2 protein-coding genes are annotated in these 833 nt (G+C 56.5%); one reads left to right on the forward strand and one right to left on the reverse strand.

Annotated elements, in window-relative coordinates:
* The coding region (locus tag KP705_RS15570) for a recombinase family protein (protein ID WP_215764824.1) at window positions 1-233 on the reverse strand (233 nt) is incomplete at its 3' end.
* A gap of 156 nt (window positions 234-389) precedes the next feature.
* Between KP705_RS15570 and KP705_RS15575 the strand changes: the two genes are divergently transcribed.
* On the forward strand, window positions 390-833 hold a 444-nt coding region (locus KP705_RS15575; RefSeq protein WP_215764826.1), incomplete at its 3' end, for a DUF4158 domain-containing protein.

Raw genomic sequence — 833 nt, forward strand, 5'->3', positions numbered from 1 at the left:
TCAGGGACAGAGCGGGCCAGTCGATCTAGCTTTGGTACGACCAAAGTATCGCCACTACGAACAGCCGCCAGTGCCTGGTCAAGGCCGGCCCTTTCCCGGTTCGTGCCTGTGAAGCCCTTGGCGGTGTTAATACGATCGGCAGAAACACCGAGTTTGAGCAGTTCCGGATGCTGGGCCGCGAGATCCTGTTTGTCCGTCGAGCAGCGGGCATAGCCGATCATTATGTGTGTCATACGGGAAAGTGTAACGTATAAGGCCCCATGACTGCAAAACATATGGTACCACCTTTATGAGACACAGCACACGGCTGTATTCCATGACGTGTTGCACTTGTCCGGGACAGTCCGTCCAACGATCCCCTTCCGGACACATGAAGGAGACATCCGATCATGGCGCGGCGCCGTCTTCTGACCCGTGAAGCTCTCGCCCGACATTACGAGCCTTCTGTCGATGATCGCGAGATCACGAGACATTTTACACTCAGCCAGGATGACTTCGATCTGATCGCAACCCGCCGCGGAGAAACCTCCCGATTGGGTTTCACGATGGTCATGCTCTACATGCGCTGGCCGGGACGGGTGCTGGAATCTGGTGAAACACCACCGGCTCCCATTCTGTCATTTGTTGCGCGGCAGCTCGACCTGTCCCCTGGGCTCTGGTCCCATTACGGACGTCGTGACGAAACCCGTCGATCCCATCTGGCCCACCTGATGAAGCGTTATGGCTACCGAACCTTCGATCGGTCGGCATTTCATGACATGACCGGTTTCGCGATGCCAATTGCACATCATGTGACCCAGCCATCCCGCATGGCTGGGTCACATGATGTGCAA

The sequence above is a fragment of the Gluconobacter sp. P1D12_c genome, assembly GCF_018812105.1.
GTDB lineage: Bacteria > Pseudomonadota > Alphaproteobacteria > Acetobacterales > Acetobacteraceae > Gluconobacter > Gluconobacter oxydans_A.